We start from the raw sequence: 18,158 nt of genomic DNA on the forward strand, positions 1-18,158 counted from the left end.
GTAGGAAAGATCAAGGTTCCAAAAGCGGTCTATGATATCCCAGGTGCTTTGAGATATAGCATCTGGATCAGGGTAATATTTGCGGAGATTTTCAACAACAAAGTTTTGGTAGTCGGCATGACTGCCACAATTAACAGGTAACATAAAATCGCCCTCCAATCAAAAAACTTACGGCCGCGCCGTAACGACACTTCCTTTTTAACAAGGGCGCGAAGCGCCGCATTTTTGGAGGTAAATGTCAAGTGTTTTTTGATAAAAAAGTGGGGGATTTTAATAAAAAAGGAATCTGAAAGCCGCATTGTTACTGGCTTATAGATTCCGAGAGTATATATTAAAGAATGGGAGGATGAGAAAAATGAGCAACTTTTTAGAACTTGCAAAGACAAGAAGAAGTGTAAGAACTTTTGATGGAAATATGCCGAGCGCGCAGGTCCTGGATGAACTGAAGACGTTTGCTGAAAATATCGAGAACCCTTATGGAGCAAAGATTAGATTTGTGTTCCTGAATGCAGAGGAAAACAAGCTTTCAAGTCCGGTGCTCTCCGGTGAGAAAGTCTATGTAAGTGCGGTAACAAATAGGCAGGAGCATGTGGAGGAAGCTTACGGATACAGCTTTGAAAAGCTCTTGATTAAGGCTCATGAGCTGGGGCTCGGAACTGTATGGATTGGCGGAACCATGCCAAGAGAAAAGTTTGAAGCAGCGTCAGGCCTTGGAGAGGGTGAGTTCATGCCATGCATAAGCCCCCTCGGAGCCACAGCCAAGCGGATGTCTGTAAAAGAGACACTTATGAGAAAAGGTGTGAAGGCTGATTCCCGCCATAAATTCGAGGAGTTGTTCTTTGTGGGCAATTTTGAAACACCCATGAGCGAGGAGTATGCAAAGGAGCATGGTATATACGATGCTCTTGAGGCAGTTAGGATCGCACCTTCGGCAGTAAACAAGCAGCCCTGGCGAGTTGTAATTGCCGGAGACAAGGCACATTTTTATGAAAAGCATGACAAGGGCTTCACGACTCCCGACTATGATCTTCAGAAGATAGATGTCGGAATTGCTATATACCACTTCGAAAGCCAGCTGATCTCTGAGGGCAAGGCACCTGAACTTATTGTAGAGGCCCCGGCTCTAACCGTCCCGGATCAGATGGACTACGTGGCAACATATAAGATGTGATTTACTCAACATAAAGAAACTGATAAAAATAACAGATATTTGATATAAAAACACTCATGCATATCGTACACTCTGTTTCAAGATGCTGAAATCAATTGTTTCCGGGTTGAAAGGAGTACGAAGGAAATGAGTAAGAAAATCAGGCTTAATCCCGATCAGGTTAAGGACTTTGTAAGAGCAGCTTCAAAATGCGACTTTGACGTAGATATTTCCTACAATCATCTGACTGTGGATGCTAAGTCACTTCTTGGAGTTTTTGGAATGAATTTCAGATATCCGCTTAAGGTTAGCTATAGAGGATATAATCAGGATTTTGAGAATTATCTTGCAGAGCATGTGGTGGCATAAAAGTTGCGCAAGTTGCGCAAATTTATGCTGCCTTTTTTGTGATTATTCAACAAAATTTTCAGAAGGATTATTGTGACTTAATCCAATAGAAATACCAACTTTTTGAATGCTATACTAACAGTACATTGATTGCGCAATCGGTTGCGCAACTTTTGCGCAAAAAAGGGTATTGCAAAAAGGGAGGTATAAAGTGAGAAAGGATAGTTTAAAGCGAAAGGTGACAAGGGGGATAAGCGTCACCGTCATGTCAGTGGTGGCATTGGCACAGATCGGAACATCTGCATGTGCTGCAGAAGAGAATGAAGAGGCTCAGAAACTAAGCTGGAAACTGACAAATCTCGTGGAAAATGGGGATTTTGAGACAGGTGATACGACCGGCTGGGAATATAGTCTTAGTAACGCCGATGGTAACACTGCAGGGACAAAAGTGAAAACAGACGAGTGGGCATCAAATAATAAGACTAGCATGTTTAACTTTTGGAATAATTATGAAGTTGCAGAGGACTTTAGTCTCACGCAAATAGTTGAAAAGATACCGGCAGGAACATATAAACTGACCTTTGATGCGGATGGATACGAAAGTGTTACTCCCGGTATTTCTTTAAAAGTATGTGATAAATCCGTTGATTATGTAACTACAGGCTGGGATAAGTGGGAGACCTTTGAAACGGAAGAATTCACTTTAACAGAAGAGACTGATATTACAATCAGTTTTGAAGGACAGGTCAACAGCATGTATTGGGGAGACCTGGATAATGTATGTCTGTATACAGCCGATGGTACAGGCACTTCTGAAGAAAACGAAAATACAGGGGAAGAAACGCCTAAAGAAGAGAATGAAAATACGGGAGAAGAAACACCGGTAGATGCAGAAATTTTCGTTGAAAAGGTGCCCGGATGTGATGAGGATTTTATCACCGGTGTCGATGTTAGTTCTTATATCGCACTGAAAAATGGTGGTATAAAGTTTTACAATTATGAAGGGGAGGAACTTGATGACCAGGGATATTTTAATTTCCTTAGTTCTTGCGGAGTTAATTTTGTGCGTCTGCGCGTATGGAATGATCCTTGCGATGAGAATGGAAACGGCTATGGAGGAGGGAACTGCGACCTTGAAAAAGCTAAACGAATTGGACAGTGGGTCACAAATGCGGGAATGAAAGTTCTCATAGATTTCCACTATTCTGATTTTTGGGCAGATCCCGGAAAGCAGACTGCACCCAAGGCGTGGGCAGATCTGGGGACAGATGAAAAGGCAGCAGCACTTAAGGATTATACAAAAACAAGTCTTAACACACTTCTTGAAGCCGGTGTCGACGTAGGCATGGTACAGGTTGGAAATGAGACTAATAACGGAATTGCCGGAGAGAGCGGGAACGCCGGTATGGTGAAAATGTTTGCCGCAGGAGCTGAAGGTGTCAGGGAGATATCGGAAGAAACAGGAAAGGACATTCTCGTAGCAATCCATTTCACTAACCCTGAGAGCGGCAGATATTCAGGATATGCAAAAATGCTTGAGGATGGCGGTGTTGACTATGATGTATTTGCATCTTCCTACTATCCTTACTGGCATGGAACTCTTGATAATTTGAACAGCGAACTTAGCAAGGTTGCTGAGAAATACGGAAAGAAAGTTATGGTCGCAGAGACCTCATATGTATATACACTTGAGGACGGAGATGGCTGTGAAAATACAGAATCACAGGACGACTATGATGGGGGAAAAGAGCCCTTCAATTTTGATGTATCACCTCAGGGACAGGCTGACTCGGTAAGGGCGGTAGTTAATGCAGTTGCGTCAGCGACAGGTGGTATTGGCGTATTTTACTGGGAACCCGCATGGCTTCCGGTTAACCAGGATAAAAAGGATGAACTTGGCGAGGATGAATTCCTTGCTGCAAATAAGGAGAACTGGGAAACCTACGGAACAGGCTGGGCATCAGACAATGCAGCCGGCTATGACAAGGATGTGAATAGATGCGGCGGCGGTGGCGGAGCTGTTGTTGAAAATGAGGCATGGTTTGACTTTACAGGACATCCTCTGGCATCCGCAAAAATGTATAGCTATATGCGAACCGGTGCGAAGGCTGAACTTAAGATAACAGGAATCAGCGCAGATAAGATCACTGCAGAATATGGAGAAGAGATAAAACTGCCTGAAACAGTTACGGTAAAATACAACGACAATACTTCAAAAGAAGTGACAGTTGTATGGAACAGCGAAGAATTGGACGCTGCGAAGAATGCCGGCGCCGGTGAGTACACAATCACAGGAACGGCGGAGGTCGACGGTGAGCAGGTGGAAATAACCTGCAAACTGGAAATAAAGGCAAAGAATTACCTTGTTAATCCGGGCTTTGAAGAAGGAAATACGGGATGGAAATTAACACCCAGCGTAGAGACAAATGAAATTGCCATAAAACAGGATACTTCAAATACCCACTCGGGTGAGTGGTGCATGAAGTTCTGGTACGGAACCGCTTTCGATTTCGATATTAAGCAGACAGTTGCTCTTGATAAAGGTATATATAGCCTTGCCGCATTTTTAGAAGGTGGGGATGCCGGTGAGAGTGATGAATTCAAGCTTTATGCAATCCTTGACGGTGTGGAAACATCAGAAGCTACTACGCTAAATGGTTGGCAGGAGTTCACTAATCCTACGATAAGCAATATTGTGATCAAGGAGGATGGTACAGAACTGACAATTGGCGCATATACTAAAGCCTCTGCAAAGTGTTGGGGAGCATGGGATGATTTTGCATTGACAAGGATAGGCGATATCCAGGAAAATAGTGAGGAAGAACCCAAGCAGGAAGAACCCAAGGAAGATGAATCCAAGGAAGATGTTTCTAAGGAAGAGGCTTCACAGGAAAATTCAGCTAACACAGAGACTACTGAAAGCAAAGATAAAACCGAAAACAATAGTAAATCCGAAAATGCACCAACTGAAGAAAATAAGACTTCAGGCACAACCGGAATCCAGGAGAATAAAACTCCCACAGTAGATACACCCGCAGAGGAGACTGAGGTAAAGGTTACCAAGGTTAAGCTTAACAAAAAGAAGAAGACTCTGAAGGTTGGCAACAAATATCAGCTCAAGGCAACGGTCAAGCCTACTGATGCAACAAATAAAAATGTGTCCTGGAAGAGCAGCAACAAGAAGGTTGCAAGGGTTAGCAGGAGCGGAAAAGTTACTGCGGTATCCAAAGGAAAGGCCACGATTACAGTTGTGACCAAGGATGGAAAATTCAAAGCAAAGTGCAAAATAACGGTTAAGTAAAAAACATGGCAATAACAAAGACAATGACGGAGGGAGCTCCCTGGAAACACATCCTGAAGTTCTCCCTCCCTGTTCTTGCAGGATCACTTCTGCAACAGCTTTATAACACGGTTGATACGATAATAGTAGGAAACTTCTCAGGACAGGATGCGCTCTCTGCAGTCGGAACCACGGGAAGTTTTGCATTTTTGTTCCTCGCGATAGCGATTGGATTTTCAGCGGGTAATGGTGTGGTTGTAGCACAGCATTACGGGGCGAAGGATGAAAAAAGAGTGAGAGAGAATGCCGCAACAGGTATTCTCTTTCTTATGGTGCTGGGATTATTGTCGGCGGTTATCGGAATAATTGTCGCAAGACCCGCGTTTACGTACCTGCTAAATGTAGACAGAAGCATAATAGGATTAACCCTTGTATATTTCAGGTGGTACTGCCTGGGCCTCCTTTTTCAGTTTGGATACAACATCTTTTCATCCATACTGCGTGCAGTAGGGGACAGTGCAGCGACGCTCTATTTTCTGCTGATCTCATCGGTGCTCAACATAGGGCTCGATGTCTTATTTGTTGCAGTATTCAAGTGGGGAGTTGCCGGAGCCGCTGTGGCAACGGATATCTCGCAGCTTGCATCCTTCATGGCTGCATATTATTACATGAAAAAGAAGTATCCGGTTTTCAGATTCAAACTCGGTGATTATAAGTGGGATTCGGAGCGAATTGCAGCGACAGTCAGGATTGGCTTTCCCATTTCATTGCAGCTCATCATCGTATCGTTTGGCCTGACCTTCATCCAGAGGGCGGTCAATGGTTTCGGAAAAGTGATGACCGCATCGTTTACAGTCGGTCAGAGGATCGAGATGTACCTCAATCTTCCATGTAACGCGCTGCAGACCACACTTGCGACCTATACGGGGCAGAATATCGGAGCAGGAAAAAAGGACAGAATCAAAATTGGTGTGAGACAGGCGTTTATCATCTCACTTTTAATGACGCTGTGTATCTCAGCCATGGTCAGCATTTTTGCGGATAAACTGATTCTCCTGTTCGGGCTTGATGAGCAGGCGACGGTATATTGCCTTGCACATTTGCGCGCGGTTGCTATGATTAATATAGTACTTTCCATGTATATCCCGCTGTTTGGAGTATTTCAGGGAACCGGTCACAGCGGAATCCCGACCATTGTTGCAACCTGTGCGCTGGGCATCAGAGTTATAGTCGTATATGTGTTCCGCTACAGTTCCATTTTCGGACATACTATCATCTGGTGGAACGGTATTTTTGGCTTTGGCCTCGGATTCATGATAACATGGAGTTACTACCTGAGCGGTAAGTGGAAGAACACGAGATTTTCGCGCTAGAATGAAATAAGAGGTTATCATGGACAGAAAAAACCAATTGAAATATTTATTACAGATGCAGATGGCACAGATGCTCTACGGAAGAAACGGTGTGGATGCCCTTGTGAAAACCTGCAGCGCCTTGGCAGTAATTCTGATGTTTATAAACATATTTTTTAACAACACAGTAATTTACTTCATGTGGGTGGGACTTGCAGCCTACGCTATTTTCAGAATCATATCAAAGAATATACCTAAGAGGCATGCTGAAAATCGGAAATTTCTTGAAGTCACATCACTGCCGAGAAAACGTGTGAACTTCATGAAAATGCAATGGAGGGACCGTTCCACGAGCAGATATTATATCTGTACAAAGTGCAATCAGCAGATAAGAGTACCGCGCGGAAAGGGCAGAATTGAGATTAGATGCCCCAGGTGCTCAAACAAATTCATCAAAAAGACTTGATGGAGAATTAAATATATGCAAGCAGCCCATAGACCTTTCCCGGCGGGAAGGTCTATTTTTTTTATCCTTTTTTTATAGAATGATAATGGTTTTGTACAGTATTTGTTGCAATACTTTAACTATGAATAATGTGGAGATTTTATGGCCTGAACGGGCTTAATGCATATTCCTGACAACAGGGGGTCAGAGGTGAAAAGAGGGCTGATAATAACAATAAATCTTTTAATAATGGGATTTATTCTGTTCTTTATCATCAGGTATGCGAATGCTAAGGCAGAAGAGAGCAACAAGAATGAGATTATTGCCTTTGAAAAGATGACCGTGACTACAAATCAGATCATCACCAATTACCTTGAGGATGAACAGCGTCTTTGTGATGTCTGGGCGAATTATATCAATCGCTCAGCGGAAGATGGCGCCCCGATGACAGCAGAGGATGCTGTATCCTATATCAGGAAGGCTAAGATTTCTTCGGAGATAGAGGGACACCTTATCTTTCTTGACAGTCCCAGACGGGAAGGTCTCTCTACAACGCCCACAGTTTCTGATGAGGGTGACTATTCGGTTACTTACAAGAATATAAATATCTTTGACAACATCGAAAGCGACAGCGATGAACATGGCGTTGTCAGTCTGACAAGAGCCTACACAAACCCCATGAACGGAGTGCAGTCCATTGCATTTTTAAATAATGTTACTGTTCTTGAAGAAGAGGGAGGTGCGCCAAAGGAAGGTCTTTTGATGCGCGTTGTTCCTTTGAGTCGCCTTGAGCAAAAGCTTGTTTTCCTAAAGGGTGAGTACGAGAATGTTGAGATAAGTCTCGTCGACAAGAAAGGTAATTACGTCGTTCATGGAAAGTCCTTTAAGAACAGCAATTTCTTTGAGTACTACAAGTCATATAATGCGGCCACGGCAGAGGAATATGAGCATGTGACCAAAGAGATAGCCAGTGGCACAGGAACCATGACTATCAAGAACTTTAAGAAAGAGGACTGCATTTTATCTTATACGCCGCTTGAGACTATGAAGACATGGGTTCTGCTGGCGTATATTCCTGCGAATGATCTTGTGGCAAGCCGTTCGATAGACTGGCTGCTTCTTGGCATAGCGACTCTTGGATTTTTACTTCTTTTAATCTTCAATTCAATCGTCATGATGATCTACAACCGCGAGCTGTCGGAGGCTGCGAAGCAGGCGAATCAGGCAAATGAGGCCAAATCCAACTTCCTATCCACCATGTCCCATGACATCCGTACGCCGATGAATGCGATACTTGGCTTGAACGAGATGGTTCTAAGGGATTCCAAAGATGACAACATCAGAATGTATGCGGAGAGCATCAGAACTGCGGGAAGTACGCTCCTTGGCATCATCAACGATATTCTTGATTTTTCCAAAATTGAAGCGGGAAAAATGGAGATAATCAACGTTGATTACAGCTTTGTTTCGCTTCTAAATGACCTTATAAATATGGTTCAAAAGAAGGCTGAAGACAAAGGGCTCTTCTTCAAGCCGGACGTAGACAAAGATATCCCCATGGTCCTTAACGGAGACGAGATCAGGATCAAACAGGTTATTATCAACATTCTCTCCAATGCAGTTAAATACACTAAGGAGGGAGGCATAACCTTCTCCGTAAAGGCGAACAAGCTTCAGGACAAACCGAATGCGGTCATGCTCAGAGTAAGTGTATCTGATACGGGTATAGGCATAAAACCCGAAGATCTCGACAAGCTATTTGTCGCTTTCCAGCGAATCGAGGAAAAACGGAACAGAAACATCGAGGGTACGGGTCTTGGTATGACTATCGTTCAGAGATTTCTTGATATGATGGGTAGTCGCCTTGAGGTAGAGAGCGAATATGGTAAGGGTTCGGTTTTTTCCTTTGAACTTGAGCAGAAGGTCGTAAAATGGGATCCGATCGGCGATTTCGAAGAGGCCTTCAGACGTTCATCAAGTACGCTTAATAAGTATCATGAAAAGTTCACAGCACCTGATGCAAGAGTACTTGTGGTTGATGATACAGCTGTTAATCTCACGGTGTTTGTAAACCTGCTTAAGAGGACCGGGATCCAGATAGATACTGCGGAAAGCGGTGATGAATGCATATCGCTTTTTGGAAGTAAGAGTTATGACGTCATTTTCCTGGATCATATGATGCCGGATAAAGATGGTATAGAGACACTCATGGAGATGAAGGAAATAACCGATACTCCTAATATGGGGGTTCCGGTAATCTGCCTTACTGCCAACGCTATATCCGGTATGCGCGAGATGTACACAAATGCCGGATTCGATGACTATCTGACGAAACCCATTGATGCCGAACGACTGGAGATGATGCTGCTGCAGTATCTTCCGGAGGATAAAGTGACTATCGCATCTGAAAATGGCGATGCTGACGAGAAGGAGCTTCCGGATTTTCTGTATGGAATAAAGGGGCTCGACGCAGATGCGGGTATGGATTACTGCGGCGATGCCGAGGATTATATTATGGCTCTTGAGACCTTCCTTGGCAGTGCTGAAAAGAAGGCAGAAGAAATCGAGAATTTCTGGGCTGAAAGAGATATCAAAAACACAACTGTAAAGGTTCACGGGCTTAAGAGTTCTTTCCGTGCGATAGGTGCACTGAAGCTCTCAGAATTTGCCGCAGAGCTTGAGAAGGCCGGAAACGACGGCGATACAGACAGGCTGGATAAAGATCTTAGCGAACTGATTTCCGGATACAGGGAGCTGGTGAAAGAGCTAGAACCTTTAAAGAATTTGTAGGATGTGAATAACTATTGACTGACCTAAGGAATCTTCCGCAAGTGGAGTGCTCTTAGGTCCGGAAGAGAGGTAATTCTTATGAAAAAAAACTTTGAGAATGGTAGTTTCTTTGAGCATGGCCACTATGCTGCTTTTACAGGGCTGTGGCAGCCAAAAGAAAGGGGACGCGCCTTTTGCTCCGAAGTACGACAAAGATACTGAGTTTTCATTAACCGTTGCGGGCAGTTACGGTAACTTTGAGTCGCTTGAGGCAGAATTTGAGCGCTTCTACGAATACTATCCGAACGCCAATCTTCAGTATGTAACGATGGATGATTATAAAAATGTCATCCCCAGCGCTCTCGTTAGCAGCGAGCCACCGGATATTTTCACTACAAACGGCTCGATGATCGGTGATGAGAAGTATGATGCCATGTTTGAAGCATGCGAGGTTTTCTCCGACTCTTCCGTGGGTATCGATTATTCATGTATCAGAGATTCCCTGATAAGGACTACGGATTCGGGAGATGTTGTTATGCTTCCGATTTTCACCACATCCTACGGAATGCTTGTCAACATGGATATCTTTGAAAAAGAAGGGTTGAAGGTTCCGAACAATTTTAAGGAGCTTATGGATGTCTGTGCCAAGCTTAAAGCTGCAGGCTATGAATCTCCTGTGATGGGACCTGACGTGTTCAGCGGATCGGGACTGTTTAACTGCTTTGCCTATCCGATGTTTGCATATGATGTCATGAAAAACAGTGATAAGGTCGACGCTCTGAATAATTTGGAGTCGGCATCGGGAGAGATGATGAGGCCTGCTCTTGAGAGGCTTTCTGAATTTGTTAACTCTGACTGCATAGATATTGCAAAATGTCAGGAGGAGATAACCGACGAATATGAAGCGGTTATCATGCGATTTTTCGAGGGCGATGTACCGATGATGCTTGCCACAGGTGATGTGGTTTCGGGAACGGGCAAGAGAGAGAGCAAATCCGATGCCTTTACCGCGAATCCTTTTAAGTACAGATTCTATACCGTACCAGCTGGCGACGATGGCGGTTATTTCATCAATTCCATCAGCATTTGCTTTTCCGTAAACAAGAACAGCAGGAATCTCGACATGGCAAATGAATTCATGCGATTCCTGATCAGCAAGAAAGAGCTCAGCAACATGGCAGCTTCCAAGCGCCTGATCACACCTATAGATGATTTCTCAACTAATGAACTTTATTCGTCACTTGCGGATATACCTGCAGACAGGAGCTTCAGCGACAAGGAGACCGGCCTTATGGATCCTGCGGTCAGACAATTCAGGGCTGCTATATATGCAGTCGGAAATGGAACAATGACAGTGGATGAGGCGGTTGCTGCCTACGGAAATATTCCGGAGGAATAAAGGAGGAAATAGATCATCAAAATTTTCGTTTTGGTATAGCTTTTTTACGATAGTTTTTGCGTTTTTTCGCATATATGTCTTGGGAAAAAAGGGAGCTATTGTAAAAATCTATGGAAATAGGAAAAAGCTTGAAAACACAGATGGAAATAAGCAAACATATCTGTGCAAATAGAAAAAGAATCCAAAACACAGACGAGAGATTGATAAGCATCTGTGGAAATAGGGAAAAGTCTGAAAACACAGATAGGAGTTGGTAAACACATCTGTGAAAAAAGGAAAAGATTCGAAAACACAGACAAGTGTTTAACAATCATCTGTGAAAATAGGAAAAAGCTTGAAAACACAGATAGGGACAGGCAATCACATCTGTGAAAATAGAAAAAGAATCCAAAACACAGATGAGCATTTGATAAGCATCTATGGAAATAGAGAAAAATCTGAAAACACAGAGAGGATGCCATCCTCTTTAGGAGCTCCATTTATTTATCAAAATGGAAAATTATAGCATGCCATATTGCGTTTCTGAATATACATAATATCGACCGGTTTTAATATCATATTCTTATCAGATAAGTGTAAAACGATACAGAATAAGTGAATCGTATCGGCTTTACAGTTTGTTGTGATAAAAGTGTGATATAAGGATTGGTAATATATCACCATAAGAAACAGAAAGCAGGGGTGGTAGCTATGAAGAAGGTATTTGTAAAAAGAATCGCAATGGTAGTTGCAGTAATGGCAATCGTTTTAGGTTTTGGTTTTGCTACAAACATGAAGGTAGCTGAGGCTAAGTCACAGATGATGGAAATTACATGTCCTCACTGCCATGAAAACACAACAGTAGATGTTATGCTGGATGATGTTACATGCAGCCACTGCCATGAAAATATCCATATTGATGGTTGATAAAATACAAACAAGAAGAGCAATTCTTCTTTAAAACTCCTAATTCTATACAACCAAAGATGCCCTGATCAGAGATGGTCAGGGTATTCTTTTGGGAAAAATAGGATGCAACTTCAAGTAGCGGCGATGGAATCTGAGGATGCAACTTCAAGTTGCGGAAGTGCAAACTGAGGTTAGTGGAAATCCGGTGTGCAGAATTGTATGATATTTGGGAAAGGAGGATGGTAATATGAGTTTTGGAGAAAACCTGCAGAAGATTCGTAAGAAAAATCAACTTTCTCAAGAAGGACTGGCAGAAATGCTGGGGGTAAGCAGACAGGCCGTATCAAAATGGGAGCTGGGTGAGGGATATCCTGAAGTTGATAAGCTTTTGATCTTATCGGAAAAGTTGAACATTTCATTGGATAGCTTAATGCTGGGAGAAAATGTACCTGCCACTTCCGATAACAGTAAAGCTTCTAATATGATAAGAATTATTTCGACGAATGAAGGTGTAACTGTCAATGCATCTAAAGTGGCGCGTTCACAGCAGTTCAGGGGCGGTAAGAACAGCCCGAAATATGCACTATTTGCTTCAGATGGAAATGATAAATCTTTTTGGGGTCCGCAGAATACATTCCTTTCCTGGTATAGAAATCTTGATGATGTAACAAAAGAGATCGCTGAAATACATAACGCAATGGAAAACGGGGCGACATCCTATACATTGCAATACAGCGTAAAATGTAAACAGAATCTGTTTAGGACAATAGTGGAATAGATATAAACCTCCGTAAAGCTGTCTTTTTGCATACTCAGAAATGCAGAATGATACCTCTACGGAGGTTTTATTTTGTTGCTAAATAACAGTAAATGAGGGGAGAGTATTTTACGTGTGATTCGTGTATAATGAATTTCAGTAATGTTTTCAGAAGGAAGTGAAGGAATAGAAATGAAGGACGAGATCATACTTGATGAAAAGAAGCTGGCGCTGCTTGATCTGATCGACAAGGCAGGAAAAGGCAGCATAGAGGCAGCAGAGCAGGTAGCTGAAGCATATTTTAAGGGAACCTATGAGGATAAGCCTAACTTTGCAAAGGCAAAGAAGTGGGCTTCTTATGCCGCAAAGCATGGAAGCGAGAAGGCTGCGGAGATACTGAAGGAAATATCATAATAAGGGAGAGGGTATAGATTATGAATGAAAAGAAGCTTTACAAGAGTCATGATAAAAAGTTGTTCGGTGTATGCGGCGGCATAGCTGATTATTTTGGTATTGATCCCACATGGGTTCGAATCGGTATGGGGCTCGCGGTATTCTTTACGGGAATCGGAATCCCTGCGTATATCATTGCAGCGCTGGTTATGGATGATGATCCCAAGTATATCGAGGATAAGTCTTATAATGATAGGTCCTATGACGATAGCAGAGTAGTTGATAGTACTGCCACATTTGTGGATGATGATACTACAGGTTATCAGCAGACACAGCAGTATGAGAGTGATGAACCGGTTGGATTTAATCCTTATGATGGAAATAGATGATTAGCAGGATCAAGTCATACAATGCGCGCCAATTAGTCACCTGAGAAAGTAATCATTGCAACTGAAGCAAAAATGCTGCGAGGGGGAATAGGCTCATGAAGTATAGTATTGACACATACAGGCTTTACTCAAGTGAAAAGATTTTTTCATTCTGCATAAGAGTAAGGGTGACAATGAAAGATGAAGTAGATATTGATGTACTTAGAAAGTCCGTCAATACAGCTATGCAGCGCTATCAATACTTCGCAAAAGAAGTGGTCCTCGGAGAGGATGGCGGATACGATCTTATCCCTAATAAAAGAGATGTTGTGGTGCTTGAGGCACCGGAAAAGCTTCCGGATCTGTGCAGCGAAGAAGTAAACAGGCATCTCCTTTATTTGGACTGCAAGGGAAGGGATATCTTTTTTAACATAAGTCATTCTATGTGCGGCGGAAAAGGCATGATGCCCTGGGTCCAGACTACCCTGTATCAATATGTTGCCGATAAATACAGCATTACTCCTGATGCGCCGGGCATTAGAAAACCCGACAGTGAGCTTCTGCCGGGAGAAACAGATGAACCGACCATAGATATGCTTCTTGATGAAAAGCCCATATATACATACAAGAGTAAAAATCCTGTTGTAATGCTGCTGGACTACTTAAATGGTATGTTCAATCCTTTTATGCGGGATCCAGTTTACTATCAGTTTACGTTTGAACAGAGTGATATTATGGCATTTGCCAAGCACAATGATTCAAGTGTCGCGGCCTTTTTCCTCATGACCTTAGCCATGGCGCTTAACAAAGTTCTTCCGGACAAATATAAGATTATAGGAGGCGAGACAGCTCATTTTCCGGGTGCTGACATTGGGCTTCCGAACAGTTACCATGATCTGCTAAGTCATGTACATATAGATTATGACAGGAAATATTTTGACTATGATATTGATAAGCTTGGAACCTACACCCGCAGTCAGATAATTCTTCAGACTGATCCGACCGTAAGTAACTACCAACTTCGTAAGCATTTTGACTTTTTAGAGGAAATAGATAAGATATCCGGTCAGAAGAACAAGATAGCTGCTTATGCACAAAAAGACCCCTCCAAGGGCAAGGAGGCGCAGCACGGAACCTTTATATCGAACTATACAGGCTGGGCAGACTTTGGAGAAGTTGCAGATTATATAGAGTCATATTTCGCGATGGTGGACGGACATCTTCTCCTGGAGGCATTGTCCATGTCAGATAAGATTTTCCTATCATTTATGCAACTGATCAGAGATAAAAAATATGTGAACGCTTTCTGTGAAGTCATGGACGACCTGGGTATTTCTTACAAAATGGAAGGACCTTTTCCCAATATCAGATCGAAACACCGGTTGCCGCGTGAGTAAAAAACGCATTATGTATATTGTGTGATAATTGTGTGATAGTTCACGGAGTATGATGATATCAGAACAAAGGACAAGGGCAGCCGAGGTAGCGACGCTTTACCGAGGCAGGCCCGATGTCAAAAGGACGAAGCAGCCAGCGAAGGTAGCGATGCTTTACCGGAGCGAAGGCCAAGGTTCTGCGGTTCAGTTTGAGGGGAGAGATATCCAGGGCGGCGCACGCTTCACTCGATGGTATCACAATAAAAAATCATCTACAGTAGCGGCGAATTTTTTCACCTAAGCCAAGGGATGCGACACTGAGAAAAGCCGGCGGATTGCCGGCCTTTTTCAGTGGTGGGGATTATAATTATCGGAAATTTAAGATGAATTTTATAAATATATAAAGCATGGAGTTTATAATTATTTATGCCTATAATTGACAGAAAGGTAGTTAGAATATTATGCCTGAAGATAGAAAGAATGAGATTATAAAAGCAATAACAGAAGTAGAGTTTTCTCATATGAAACTAGATGATACTTCAAGCATTGTGTGCCGGTGAAATAGGAATATTTTTAGACAGTATTTGGACAATGAGTGAGACGGTAAGATATGGGAATCATTGATGGATTGCTAAATAAAATAAGGCCTAAAGGTACTCCGGCAGAGTCTTCAGATGATTATTATGAATACTGCCCTCACTGTTATGCCACTCTCCCTCTCCAGAAAGGCTATGATCCTTCCCTGAAATACTGGGTTTGCAAAGGCTGCGGGGAGATGTTGATAAATCCTGATATAGAATCGGATATAGTATGGATCTGTGATGAGTGCGGTGCAGTTATGAATGAGCAGGAGGGATTTAGCGAAGAGACTCCCGAATGGAAATGCACGGAGTGTGGATTCGTTAACAAAATAGATCCCAGCGAGATATATCTTACCGAAGATGAATTTCAAGCAGAGGCAAGGAGTCCGTATCGAGGATTGTCTGATGAGGATATTCTTGAATTGTCGCTATACCAGGAGCAGGAATATATAGGTGGTAAGGAGAATGTCATTCTTGTAAAACATCGGGAAACCGGGGAGCTTTTTATAAAAAAACTCCTCACAATTTACAATAAGAGCATATATGCTTATCTTATGGATCACCCGATATCAAACATGCCTCGGGTTATCAAAATGTATGAGAGCAGCAACTGTCTCGTGGTGATTGAAGAATATATCAAGGGAAAGACGGTTGAGGCAATTTTGGAAAGTGGTCCCATATCTGAGAAAAAGGCAGTGCATATCACTGGAGAAGTATGTCGGATTCTGGATGATCTCCATAATTTATCGACGCCGATTATCCACAGGGATGTAAAGCCGTCCAACATAATTATTGATGATAATGAAAATGTGTATCTTCTGGATATGAATGTTGCTAAGTGGTTTGTCCCGGATAAAGCGGATGATACGAGATACATGGGAACGCAGTATTATGCTGCTCCCGAACAGGTTGGTTATGGACTATCTGCATCCTCTGCAAAGTCAGATATCTATGCGGCCGGGATGTTACTTAATGTGATGATAACCGGGAAGTTTCCTAAGGAAGAGAAGGCAACGGGTGCTGTTTGGAATATTATCGAGCGGTGCATAAGTTTGGATGCGGAAAACAGATATACAGCCAAGGAGCTTATTGCTGAACTTAAGAAAATTGAAGGATAGAAAAAGTGCAGAAGAAGCCTACAGATGAACTAAATGATATTCTTGAAAATATGAGGCCGGATCAGCTTGATTCCTATCTGAAGGATAACAGCAAGTACATGGCTGATAATAAGAAAACATTTTACTATTATATGAAGGATGTTCTGGATGAGAAGAATATCAAGTTGAAGGATGTCTATTCTTTTGCCGGAGTGTCTGAATCATATGGCAGTAAGATAGTCACGATGGAAAAGCATACAAAGGACAGAGACCTGATAATAAGGCTTTGCCTGGCGGGACATTTTAACTGGGATGAGACCAATAGGGCTTTAAAACTGTATGGAATGACAGAATTATATGCCAAGGATCCAAGGGACGCGTGCATTATTGTAGCCATAAACAATAGAATATTTGATCAGTATGAAGTAGATGATCTGCTGACAAAACAAGGGTTGAAGAAAATTACAGCAGATGAACAATAGTACAATTTGATTGATTTCCCCACCATTTTGGTGGGGATTTTTTGTGCCCGGAATTGATAAATTAAAAGCAGAAGTACAGAAAATGCTTACGCAGCGTAAACAAAAAGTAATTTGATAAGGACAATCCCAGTACTTACCATAAAAATAGGAGATATGACGGCATGGGGGATGGTTAAGAATGGATTAAGTGATGATGCCTGGAGCAGGACATGGGTTAAGGCTTAATGACTCTCATCTCCGCAACTCAAGCCTGGAGGAACCTTTTACGACCAAGTACAGGGAGCAATACAACCAACTGCTCCTCATTCTCACGTGGTTTTCATAAATAATTATAAATAAAATACACATAACAAAAGAATGGCCTATCCGTGTCATCATTACGGTTAGGCCATTCTCTATACATAAGGGAGATAATAATTTCTCTATTGTTGTACGAGTTATAGTACACGTCAGGGAGTATTCTGAGTGTATTGCTGAGGGGGATAGAAAGTAATGCAAGGAGATATATGGAATGGCCGAAAAAGACATGAGTGAAAAAACGCTGGAGGAGCTGAATGATGTATTTGCGGATATAGTGAATACGTTGTTGTTTGATGGGGATGGTGTAATCACAGAAGATGCTCTTTCAGAATCAAATCCGTACAGTAATTATACTGCTAATGGTAAAATACGGGAGCAGGAGCGGGATGTAGTAAAGTATTGGAATAATAATATGCTGCATATAGCAAAGGTGGGATTTGAAAACGAAACCGCAGAGGATGCGGATATGCCGCTTAGAGTACTAAGCTATGATGGTGCAGCATATAGGAGCCAGTTCTCACCGCAAAATAATGATTCCAGATTCGCGGTTACCACTATTGTGTTATACTTTGGGTATAAGAAGAGATGGACGGCAGCAAAAAGTATATATGAGAGGGTAGAGGTACCGGATAGGCTAAGGCCTTTCGTACCTGATTATCCTATAAATCTGTTTGAAATAGCATATCTGACTGATGAGCAGGTTTCAAAGTTTAAGAGTGATTTTTGGTTTGTTGCGGACTATTTTGTCCAGATGAGGAAGACGGATAAATATATTCCTCCGACGGACAAAATAACGCATGTATCAGAGTTGCTGGGACTTATGTCAGCATTGACCGATGACAGGAGATTTGTAGAAGTGGCAGAGGATGTTAAGAAAAAGGAGAAACAGAATATGTGTACAGTATTAGATGAAATTGTTGCAAAGGGAAAAGCAGAAGGAATAGCAGAGGCAAGAGAAGAAATACAAGATGTTTATAGTTGGCTTTTTAGTATGGGAAGAGGGGCAGATGTTGAGAAGGCAACTAAGGACGAGGATTATTATCAGAAGATGCTTGAGGAGTATAAAAATAGATAATAAGAAACAGGGCTGGCGTTTTATCGCCAGCCTTTTATAGTTAGTGTAACAGTATTTTTTGTCCTTGTTATAACTGCTTTGCTATAATTAATTCCCAG

Annotated in this window: 17 protein-coding genes; all 17 read left to right on the plus strand. The window is 42.3% G+C overall.

The genetic code is table 11. The features are described 5' to 3' along the window. The first annotated feature begins 355 nt into the window (after positions 1-355). The 17 genes from BLR42_RS14320 to BLR42_RS14395 all read left to right on the plus strand — a co-directional run bounded on the left by BLR42_RS14320 (position 356) and on the right by BLR42_RS14395 (position 18,060). Positions 356-1,171, plus strand: coding sequence for a nitroreductase family protein (locus BLR42_RS14320; RefSeq protein ID WP_170832795.1), 816 nt, complete (start codon positions 356-358; stop codon positions 1,169-1,171). 126 nt (positions 1,172-1,297) lie between these two features. Then, positions 1,298-1,519 (plus strand): HPr family phosphocarrier protein, encoded by a 222-nt coding sequence (locus tag BLR42_RS14325; protein WP_091870494.1) that lies wholly within the window; start codon positions 1,298-1,300, stop codon positions 1,517-1,519. Positions 1,520-1,709: 190 nt separating this feature from the next. After that, positions 1,710-4,799, plus strand: coding sequence for a glycosyl hydrolase 53 family protein (locus tag BLR42_RS14330; protein WP_139165175.1), 3,090 nt, complete (start codon positions 1,710-1,712; stop codon positions 4,797-4,799). A gap of 5 nt (positions 4,800-4,804) precedes the next feature. Beyond that, positions 4,805-6,151 carry an MATE family efflux transporter gene (locus tag BLR42_RS14335; protein WP_091870499.1) on the plus strand — a complete coding sequence of 449 codons (1,347 nt, stop codon included), beginning with the start codon at positions 4,805-4,807 and terminating at the stop codon, positions 6,149-6,151. A 19-nt stretch (positions 6,152-6,170) separates the two neighbouring features. After that, the gene (locus BLR42_RS14340; RefSeq protein WP_091870501.1) at positions 6,171-6,596 is read left to right on the plus strand and encodes a hypothetical protein; all 426 of its coding nucleotides are present in this window, start codon (positions 6,171-6,173) and stop codon (positions 6,594-6,596) included. A 189-nt stretch (positions 6,597-6,785) separates the two neighbouring features. Continuing rightward, positions 6,786-9,365 carry an ATP-binding protein gene (locus BLR42_RS14345; RefSeq protein WP_170832796.1) on the plus strand — a complete coding sequence of 860 codons (2,580 nt, stop codon included), beginning with the start codon at positions 6,786-6,788 and terminating at the stop codon, positions 9,363-9,365. Between the two features lie 124 nt (positions 9,366-9,489). Then, positions 9,490-10,743 carry an ABC transporter substrate-binding protein gene (locus BLR42_RS14350; protein WP_207648552.1) on the plus strand — a complete coding sequence of 418 codons (1,254 nt, stop codon included), beginning with the start codon at positions 9,490-9,492 and terminating at the stop codon, positions 10,741-10,743. Between the two features lie 110 nt (positions 10,744-10,853). Next, a complete protein-coding gene (locus BLR42_RS22835) occupies positions 10,854-11,000 on the plus strand; it encodes a hypothetical protein (RefSeq protein ID WP_170832797.1) in 147 nt (48 codons plus the stop codon). Between the two features lie 77 nt (positions 11,001-11,077). Beyond that, positions 11,078-11,248, plus strand: coding sequence for a hypothetical protein (locus BLR42_RS22840; RefSeq protein WP_207648553.1), 171 nt, complete (start codon positions 11,078-11,080; stop codon positions 11,246-11,248). Between the two features lie 185 nt (positions 11,249-11,433). Then, positions 11,434-11,649: a DUF2614 family zinc ribbon-containing protein gene (locus tag BLR42_RS14355; RefSeq protein WP_091870506.1), complete on the plus strand. Its 216-nt coding sequence runs from the start codon at positions 11,434-11,436 to the stop codon at positions 11,647-11,649. 229 nt (positions 11,650-11,878) lie between these two features. Further along, positions 11,879-12,409, plus strand: a complete 531-nt coding sequence (locus BLR42_RS14360; RefSeq protein ID WP_091870509.1) for a helix-turn-helix domain-containing protein — start codon at positions 11,879-11,881, stop codon at positions 12,407-12,409. 171 nt (positions 12,410-12,580) lie between these two features. Next, a complete protein-coding gene (locus tag BLR42_RS14365; protein ID WP_139165177.1) occupies positions 12,581-12,802 on the plus strand; it encodes a hypothetical protein in 222 nt (73 codons plus the stop codon). 20 nt (positions 12,803-12,822) lie between these two features. Continuing rightward, on the plus strand, positions 12,823-13,170 hold the full coding sequence (locus BLR42_RS23960) for a PspC domain-containing protein (protein ID WP_091870514.1): 348 nt from the start codon (positions 12,823-12,825) through the stop codon (positions 13,168-13,170). 95 nt (positions 13,171-13,265) lie between these two features. Continuing rightward, a complete protein-coding gene (locus BLR42_RS14375) occupies positions 13,266-14,546 on the plus strand; it encodes a hypothetical protein (protein ID WP_091870516.1) in 1,281 nt (426 codons plus the stop codon). Between the two features lie 589 nt (positions 14,547-15,135). Further along, complete coding sequence (locus tag BLR42_RS14385; protein ID WP_091870523.1) at positions 15,136-16,224, plus strand: protein kinase domain-containing protein; 1,089 nt, start codon at positions 15,136-15,138, stop codon at positions 16,222-16,224. A 5-nt stretch (positions 16,225-16,229) separates the two neighbouring features. Next, entirely contained in the window at positions 16,230-16,685 is a 456-nt protein-coding gene (locus BLR42_RS14390) for a hypothetical protein (RefSeq protein ID WP_091870526.1), read from the plus strand. Between the two features lie 511 nt (positions 16,686-17,196). After that, on the plus strand, positions 17,197-18,060 hold the full coding sequence (locus tag BLR42_RS14395) for an RpnC/YadD family protein (protein WP_091870528.1): 864 nt from the start codon (positions 17,197-17,199) through the stop codon (positions 18,058-18,060). Positions 18,061-18,158: the final 98 nt, after the last annotated feature.

This window comes from Butyrivibrio sp. INlla16 (genome assembly GCF_900104155.1).
In the GTDB taxonomy this organism is placed as follows: domain Bacteria; phylum Bacillota; class Clostridia; order Lachnospirales; family Lachnospiraceae; genus Butyrivibrio.

Excerpts from the sequence above, each read along its gene's own strand:
- BLR42_RS14375 (WP_091870516.1), top strand. The coding sequence starts at position 13,266 with ATGAAGTATAGTATTGACACATACAGGCTTTACTCAAGTGAAAAGATT.
- BLR42_RS14385 (WP_091870523.1), top strand. The coding sequence starts at position 15,136 with ATGGGAATCATTGATGGATTGCTAAATAAAATAAGGCCTAAAGGTACT.
- BLR42_RS14350 (WP_207648552.1), top strand. The coding sequence starts at position 9,490 with ATGCTGCTTTTACAGGGCTGTGGCAGCCAAAAGAAAGGGGACGCGCCT.
- BLR42_RS14335 (WP_091870499.1), top strand. The coding sequence starts at position 4,805 with ATGGCAATAACAAAGACAATGACGGAGGGAGCTCCCTGGAAACACATC.
- BLR42_RS14340 (WP_091870501.1), top strand. The coding sequence starts at position 6,171 with ATGGACAGAAAAAACCAATTGAAATATTTATTACAGATGCAGATGGCA.
- BLR42_RS14355 (WP_091870506.1), top strand. The coding sequence starts at position 11,434 with ATGAAGAAGGTATTTGTAAAAAGAATCGCAATGGTAGTTGCAGTAATG.
- BLR42_RS22835 (WP_170832797.1), top strand. The coding sequence starts at position 10,854 with ATGGAAATAGGAAAAAGCTTGAAAACACAGATGGAAATAAGCAAACAT.
- BLR42_RS14365 (WP_139165177.1), top strand. The coding sequence starts at position 12,581 with ATGAAGGACGAGATCATACTTGATGAAAAGAAGCTGGCGCTGCTTGAT.
- BLR42_RS14320 (WP_170832795.1), top strand. The coding sequence starts at position 356 with ATGAGCAACTTTTTAGAACTTGCAAAGACAAGAAGAAGTGTAAGAACT.
- BLR42_RS23960 (WP_091870514.1), top strand. The coding sequence starts at position 12,823 with ATGAATGAAAAGAAGCTTTACAAGAGTCATGATAAAAAGTTGTTCGGT.
- BLR42_RS14325 (WP_091870494.1), top strand. The coding sequence starts at position 1,298 with ATGAGTAAGAAAATCAGGCTTAATCCCGATCAGGTTAAGGACTTTGTA.
- BLR42_RS14360 (WP_091870509.1), top strand. The coding sequence starts at position 11,879 with ATGAGTTTTGGAGAAAACCTGCAGAAGATTCGTAAGAAAAATCAACTT.
- BLR42_RS14395 (WP_091870528.1), top strand. The coding sequence starts at position 17,197 with ATGGCCGAAAAAGACATGAGTGAAAAAACGCTGGAGGAGCTGAATGAT.